This is a genomic window from Faecalispora sporosphaeroides DSM 1294, from assembly GCA_000383295.1.
Classification (GTDB): domain Bacteria; phylum Bacillota; class Clostridia; order Oscillospirales; family Acutalibacteraceae; genus Faecalispora; species Faecalispora sporosphaeroides.
Window position 1 is genome coordinate 318,382 of record KB911069.1, and the last position, 6,056, is coordinate 324,437.

The 6,056-nt window shown below is 53.3% G+C and carries 7 protein-coding genes; 6 read left to right on the forward strand and 1 reads right to left on the reverse strand.

Annotated features, from left to right (window positions below):
- The first annotated feature begins 6 nt into the window (after positions 1 to 6).
- The 6 genes from G340_RS0109625 to G340_RS0109650 all read left to right on the forward strand — a co-directional run bounded on the left by G340_RS0109625 (position 7) and on the right by G340_RS0109650 (position 5,328).
- Positions 7 to 270 (forward strand): HPr family phosphocarrier protein, encoded by a 264-nt coding sequence (locus G340_RS0109625; protein WP_009060040.1) that lies wholly within the window; start codon positions 7 to 9, stop codon positions 268 to 270.
- A 295-nt stretch (positions 271 to 565) separates the two neighbouring features.
- Positions 566 to 2,416 (forward strand): excinuclease ABC subunit UvrC, encoded by a 1,851-nt coding sequence (gene uvrC, locus G340_RS0109630; protein ID WP_033402250.1) that lies wholly within the window; start codon positions 566 to 568, stop codon positions 2,414 to 2,416.
- Positions 2,417 to 2,479: 63 nt separating this feature from the next.
- Positions 2,480 to 3,031, forward strand: a complete 552-nt coding sequence (gene rsmD / locus G340_RS0109635) for a 16S rRNA (guanine(966)-N(2))-methyltransferase RsmD (protein ID WP_027103948.1) — start codon at positions 2,480 to 2,482, stop codon at positions 3,029 to 3,031.
- Positions 3,028 to 3,522: a pantetheine-phosphate adenylyltransferase gene (gene coaD, locus G340_RS0109640; RefSeq protein WP_009060041.1), complete on the forward strand. Its 495-nt coding sequence runs from the start codon at positions 3,028 to 3,030 to the stop codon at positions 3,520 to 3,522. Before rsmD ends, coaD begins: the two co-directional genes overlap by 4 nt.
- On the forward strand, positions 3,519 to 3,983 hold the full coding sequence (locus G340_RS0109645) for an ATP synthase subunit B family protein (RefSeq protein WP_020073446.1): 465 nt from the start codon (positions 3,519 to 3,521) through the stop codon (positions 3,981 to 3,983). Before coaD ends, G340_RS0109645 begins: the two co-directional genes overlap by 4 nt.
- A 346-nt stretch (positions 3,984 to 4,329) precedes the next feature.
- Positions 4,330 to 5,328 carry a LysR family transcriptional regulator gene (locus G340_RS0109650; protein WP_326522370.1) on the forward strand — a complete coding sequence of 333 codons (999 nt, stop codon included), beginning with the start codon at positions 4,330 to 4,332 and terminating at the stop codon, positions 5,326 to 5,328.
- A 96-nt stretch (positions 5,329 to 5,424) separates the two neighbouring features.
- Here the strand turns inward: G340_RS0109650 and G340_RS0109655 are convergent, their stop codons facing one another.
- A complete protein-coding gene (locus G340_RS0109655) occupies positions 5,425 to 5,745 on the reverse strand; it encodes a putative heavy metal-binding protein (RefSeq protein WP_020073448.1) in 321 nt (106 codons plus the stop codon).
- Between the last annotated feature and the right edge of the window lie 311 nt (positions 5,746 to 6,056).

The following is a 6,056-nucleotide window of genomic DNA, read 5'->3' on the forward strand; positions in this document are numbered from 1 at the left end:
TTTTGAATGTGTGTGAAAGAAGTATTGGTTCAGAATCAGGTGGGGCTGCACGCTCGTCCGGCAACCTTTTTTATTCAGAAGGCCAATGAATTTAAATCCTCAATTTGGGTGGAAAAAGAAGAGCGCCGCGTGAATGCGAAAAGCCTTTTGGGCGTACTGTCTTTGGGAATTGTCGGCGGAACCGATATTCGCATTATTGCTGACGGCTCCGATGAGCAGGACGCTGTCGACAGCCTGGTTGCACTGGTAAAATCCGGCTTTGCGGAGTAAAAAGCTGTTTGTCGGTAAGAACTGCGAAGTGCCGGCGTGAGTTCGGGTTTTTGTTTGAAAAGGCTGAGACCGGCGATTTTTGGGCGATTCAAGGCACCGCTTTGGCGGTGCTTTTTTGTTATACCGGGTGTTACGCCCGGCTTTGAGTCATGGAAGTTCAATGGCGGCGTCGTTGAAACGAAGAAATTCCTCCGCCGTAGGGGAAAACCGGCCGCTTTCAAACCGGTTGATTGGAAAGGCGGCCGGGGGAGCAAAACAGGTTCCCGAAAAGAACAGAAGGAAAGGGGGAAAACGCTTGGAGGATCATAAAAAAGAGCTGCGCAAAAAGGCGATGCGCCTGCCGCTGACGCCGGGAGTTTACCTGATGCGCGATAAAAGCGGCACGATCATCTATGTCGGCAAGGCCAAAGCGCTGAAAAACCGGGTCAGCCAGTATTTCGGCTCGGAAAAGAACCACGACGACAAGGTGCGCCGCATGGTGGCTAACGTACAGGATTTTGAATATATCCTCACCGACAGCGAGTTTGAGGCGCTGGTGCTCGAATGCAGCCTGATCAAGCAGTATACGCCCAAATACAACATCCTGCTCAAGGACGACAAGGGCTACCATTATATCCGCATCAGCGGGGGAGAGTGGCCCAGAATCTCCGAAGCGAAGCAGCTTGCCGATGACGGCGCGGAGTACATCGGCCCATATGTCAGCTCGTGGTCGGTCAGGCAGGCGGTGGATGAGGCGCTCAAGATTTTCCGCCTGCCCTCCTGCAGCCGCCGTTTTCCGCAGGATATCGGCAAGGGGCGGCCCTGTCTGAATTATTATATCAAGCAGTGCTGCGCTCCCTGCCGCGGCCGCATGAAGCCGGAGGAATACCGCGAAGCCGTTTCGGAGGCCGTGGATTTCCTGCGCGGCGGCAGCGCCGAATCCATGAAGCGCCTGACGGAAAAAATGGAACAGGCGGCGGAGAATCTCGAGTTTGAATACGCCGCCAGAATCCGCGACCGTATCGCCGCGATTCAGAAGATGCGCGAGCGGCAGAAGGTGGTTTCCATCCGTGTGCCGGAGCAGGACGTAATCGCCCTTGCGCAGGGCCCCGGCAGCGCCTGTGTGGAGGTGTTTCGCTTCCGCGGCGGCAGTCTGGTGGATCGCGAAACCTTCCTTTTGGGAGAGGTCGGCAATTCCAAGCAGGCCCGCAGCGAGTTTTTGGAGCGATACTATTCCATGCGCGAGCAGATTCCCCCGCGCCTGACGCTGGACGGGCCGGTGGAAAATGCCGCCCTGCTCGAAGAATGGCTGACGCAGAAGGCCGGGCGGAAGGTGAATATCACCGTGCCGCAGAAGGGGGAGCAGGCGCAGCTGGTGGAAATGTGCCGCAGCAACGCGGCAGAGCAGCTTGCGCAGCAGACGGGCCGAACCGGGCGCGAGGCCTCCGCTCTGGACGAGCTGGCCCGCCTTCTGGGGCTGGAAAATCCCCCGCAGTATATTGAATCCTACGATATTTCAAACCTTGCAGGCGGCGATAACGTGGCCGGTATGGTCGTGTTTGAAAATGGGCGTCCCCTCAAATCCGCATACCGCCGTTTTCAGATCAAAAGCTTTGAGGGGCAGGACGATTATGGCGCCATGCGCGAAGTAATCAGTCGCCGTTTGGGGGAATACTACCAGCATAAGGACAGCGGAGAGGGTTTTGGCCGCCTGCCGGATCTGATTCTGCTCGACGGTGGCAAGGGGCACGTTTCGGCGGTTCGCCCGATTTTGCAGCAATACGGGGTGGAAATCCCGCTGTTTGGCATGGTGAAGGACGACAAGCACCGCACTCGCGCCATCGCAAAGGACGGCGGAGAGATTTCGATTCACTCTAACCGCAGCGCCTTTACGCTGGTATCCACCATTCAGGATGAGGTTCACCGTTTCGCGATCGGCTACCACCGCCAAATGCGCAAGAAGAACACCATCTCCAGCACTTTGACGGGCATACCCGGCGTCGGCAACGCCCGGGCAAGGGCGCTGCTGCGGCATTTTCGCACCATTACCGCGATTCGCGAAGCGGACTTGGAGCAACTGTGCGGGGTCAAAGGCATGACCCGCCCCGCGGCCCAAACCATTTACGAGTATTTTCACCCGGATTCGGGGGAAAAAGATAGCGGTTGACAGTACGCACAAATAATGGGATAATGAATCCACCAAGACTCTGGGAAAGGTCCGGTTTTGTATATGCGAATTATCACAGGCACAGCGCGCGGCAAGAAGCTGCAATCTCTGGAAGGGGAGCGTGTTCGTCCTACGCCCGACCGGGTGAAGGAAGCCCTTTTTAATATTATTCAGTTTGATCTGGAGGGCCGCCGGGTGCTCGATCTGTTTGCCGGTTCCGGCCAGCTTGGGCTGGAGGCGATCAGCCGCGGCGCGCGGGAGGCGGTGTTTGTGGACAGCTCGCGCGATTCCGTCAGTGCGGTGGAAAAAAACATTGCCGCCACCGGGTTCGGGCAGCAGTCAAAAGTGGTAAATGCGGACTTTGCTTCGTTTTTGTCCCGCAACCCCGAGCCGTTCGATATTGCCTTTTTAGACCCGCCTTACCGCACGGGGCTGCTGCAGCAGGCGTTGCCGCAGGCTGCCGCGGTGATGAACGACGGCGGTACTATCATCTGTGAACATCCGAGTGACGAAGAACTCCCTCTTTCCGCCGGTGATTTTGTGAAGGTACGTTCTTACCGCTACGGAAAAATTTTGCTGACCGTGTATCGGCATAAGGACGTGACATCATTATGAAAATCGCAATTTGTCCGGGAAGCTTTGACCCGGTTACCTTCGGGCATCTGGATATCATCAACCGTGCCCGTAAAATCTTCGATCACCTGATTGTCGCCGTTTTGGTAAACCCGAATAAGCACACCAGCTTTACCGTTGAGGAGCGCATCAACATGCTCAAGCGCGCCACGGCGGATATGCCCAACATAGAGATTGTCGGCTTTGAGGGCCTTCTCGCGGATTATGCCAAAATCCGCAATGCCACCGCCATTGTAAAGGGACTGCGGGCCCTGTCGGACTTTGAATACGAATTTCAGATGGCTCTGACCAACAAGAAGCTGAACCCGAACCTGGAAACGCTGTTTTTAACCACTCGGGCGGAAAATATGTATCTCAGTTCCAGTATCGTGAAGCAGGTAGCCAGCTTTGACGGCGATATTTCAAATTTTGTGCCGGAGTGTATTTTGGATGACATCACGCAACGTCTTTATACAGGAGGCAAAAAACGATGAATGTAGAGAATTTGTTGGACGAGCTCTACGAAATGGTAGATAAGGCGTGGAATTTTCCGCTGACCGGCGGCAAAGCTGTGCTCGACGGCGAAGCGGTAAAGGGAATTCTCGATGAAATCCGCGATAATCTGCCGCAGGAGCTTCGTCAGGCCAAGGCCATTGTGGCCGACCGCAACCAGATCATCAGCGACGCAAAGCGCGAGGCGGAGAGCATCGTCCGCATTGCGGAGGAGCGCGCCAAAACTCTTGTGAACCAGGATGAGATCGTGCGCCAGGCACAGCAGAAGGCCAACGAGCTGATCAGCCAGAGCCAGGCAAAATTTCGCGAAATGCGCCGCGCCTCGAACGATTACATCGACGATCTGATGAAGCGCACGGATGACGCTCTCGCCGCGAATCTGGCCGAGCTGCGCAAAACCCGCAATAACATCAAGGCGTCCCAAAGAAACAATCAGCAGTAGGCCTTATTTATGAATGAAAAACGCGCTCTGACCGTGTATTCTCTGCCGGTCAAAGCGCATTTTTCAACCAAATTTCTATTGTGTAAAAGGGTCTTGTAAGCAAATTATATTGTGTAAGGGTTACACTTTCAAACAGACGACTGCGGAAGCTACGTGCTATTTGATGGTCTTTTCCTCTGCGGCGACTGCCGCTTTGGCTTTGTGAACCGTAACCGCAGTCGGTTGACGAAATTCATATCTTCTATATTGACAATACCAGAAAGAGAGAATATAATCAAATACATATAACATGATAGAAAGTATATAGTTTTATTTATAACACAGGGAGAATGCCATGTTCCAGACTTTGAAGTACGTCTATGAAATTTATAAAGAAGGCAGTTTTTCCCGGGCGGCGAAGAATTTGTATATTTCTCAGCCGTCTTTGAGCGCCACCATTAAAAAGCTGGAGCAGGATATTGGGGTAACCATCTTCGACCGCAGCACCACACCGGTACAGCTGACGGACGCTGGGAAGGTGTACATAGAAACAACGCGGCAGATTTTAGAGCTGCAAAGCAATTTGGAATTGTATTTGCAGGACTATACGGAGCTGAAAACCGGCACTTTGAAGATTGCAGCGGCTCAGTTTTTTTCCTCGTATTTGCTCGCGCCGCTCATTTCCAGCTTCAATCAGCTTTATCCGGGAATTCAAATTCAGGTCAATGAGTCCAGCACGCCCGACCTGCTGCAAAAGCTGGTGAATTCCGAAATCGATCTGGTGATCGACAGCAGCGAGTTTGACGACAAGCTCTTTACCAGCTACCCGCTGATAGAAGAGCACATTCTGCTTGCGGTGCCCTCCGGGTACAAGATCAACGAGCAGCTCTCAGAGTACCGCATGACCGCCCGGGATGTGCGCAAGGGAAAACACAGAAAGCCGGGCTGCCTGCCCGTGGACCCCAGAATCTTTCAGGATTTTACCTTTCTGCTGCTGAACAGGGGGCACAACATGAACACGTTTGCGACGGGCCTGTTTGACCGATACCGCTTTACTCCCCAGCGCATCATGTATTTAGACCAGCTGATTACCTCGTACCATATGGTGCAGCAGCAAATCGGCATGGCGTTTGTCTCCGATACGGTCATCAAGCGCACAAGCCTGGAGCCCGGGGTGTATTTGTACTTGGTGGATGCGCCGAACGCCAGCCGGTATGTGAGCCTTGCCCATAAAAAAAACCGCTATGTCAGCAAGGGGATGCGCGAATTTATCGCGCTCTCACAAAAGCAATTTCCGCTGCAAAAAGAAAGTGAAATAGAGTTTTACTATGACGAAATTCCGGCAAGAGTGGAAGGCTGTGAATGATACCAAAATGCAAAAGGGCTCAAAATGGTGCGGTTGGCGCTGTTTTGAGCCCTTTTTGATGGAGAACCGTCTGAATCAAATACAAGAGAAAGGGCTTTATTCCACGACGACCGCGGTTCCCGAAGCGGTTACCATCAGCATATTATTGCCGGTGCCAAGAACCTCATAGTCAATATCCACGCCGACGACGGCATTTGCTCCCAGAGCCGCCGCTCGGCCCTGCAGCTCCTGAATTGCCTTTTCGCGCGCATCCATCAGCTCGCCCTCATACGAGTTCGACCGACCGCCAAAAAAGTTGGTGAGACCAGCCGTAAAATCTTTGATAAAATCCACGCCGGAAACGACTTCCCCGAATACAATCTGCTTATACTCCACAATTCGTTTCCCCTCGATCGTGTTGGTTGTGGTAAGAATCATCTGCTTTCACCTCCTACAATAGTAATAACGGACCAGGCACGGCAGCCAGCCGTGTCTGTTTCGTTTTTGTTGCCAAGGCTGTACAATGAGAGAAGTTCGGCCTGACCACTTTCACCGAGGACTAACCACGTCCGTAAGGGAGTCTGTCAGCCGTCCTCTCATTGACAGCCGTTCGATTGGAGCAGGTCGTCCCGCCCGATAATGGGTGTGTTCGCGTAACCAAGGAGATTGAATCGGCAATGAAAGAACGGCGAAACCGAGTACAAAGCAATCATCAGGAGGTCTTTCATGAACACAGCCGTTGGAATTGA

Coding starts and splice junctions, on each gene's coding strand:
- G340_RS0109625 (WP_009060040.1), top strand. CDS start 7: ATGTGTGTGAAAGAAGTATTGGTTCAGAATCAGGTGGGGCTGCACGCT.
- rsmD (WP_027103948.1), top strand. CDS start 2,480: ATGCGAATTATCACAGGCACAGCGCGCGGCAAGAAGCTGCAATCTCTG.
- coaD (WP_009060041.1), top strand. CDS start 3,028: ATGAAAATCGCAATTTGTCCGGGAAGCTTTGACCCGGTTACCTTCGGG.
- G340_RS0109645 (WP_020073446.1), top strand. CDS start 3,519: ATGAATGTAGAGAATTTGTTGGACGAGCTCTACGAAATGGTAGATAAG.
- G340_RS0109655 (WP_020073448.1), bottom strand. CDS start 5,745: ATGATTCTTACCACAACCAACACGATCGAGGGGAAACGAATTGTGGAG.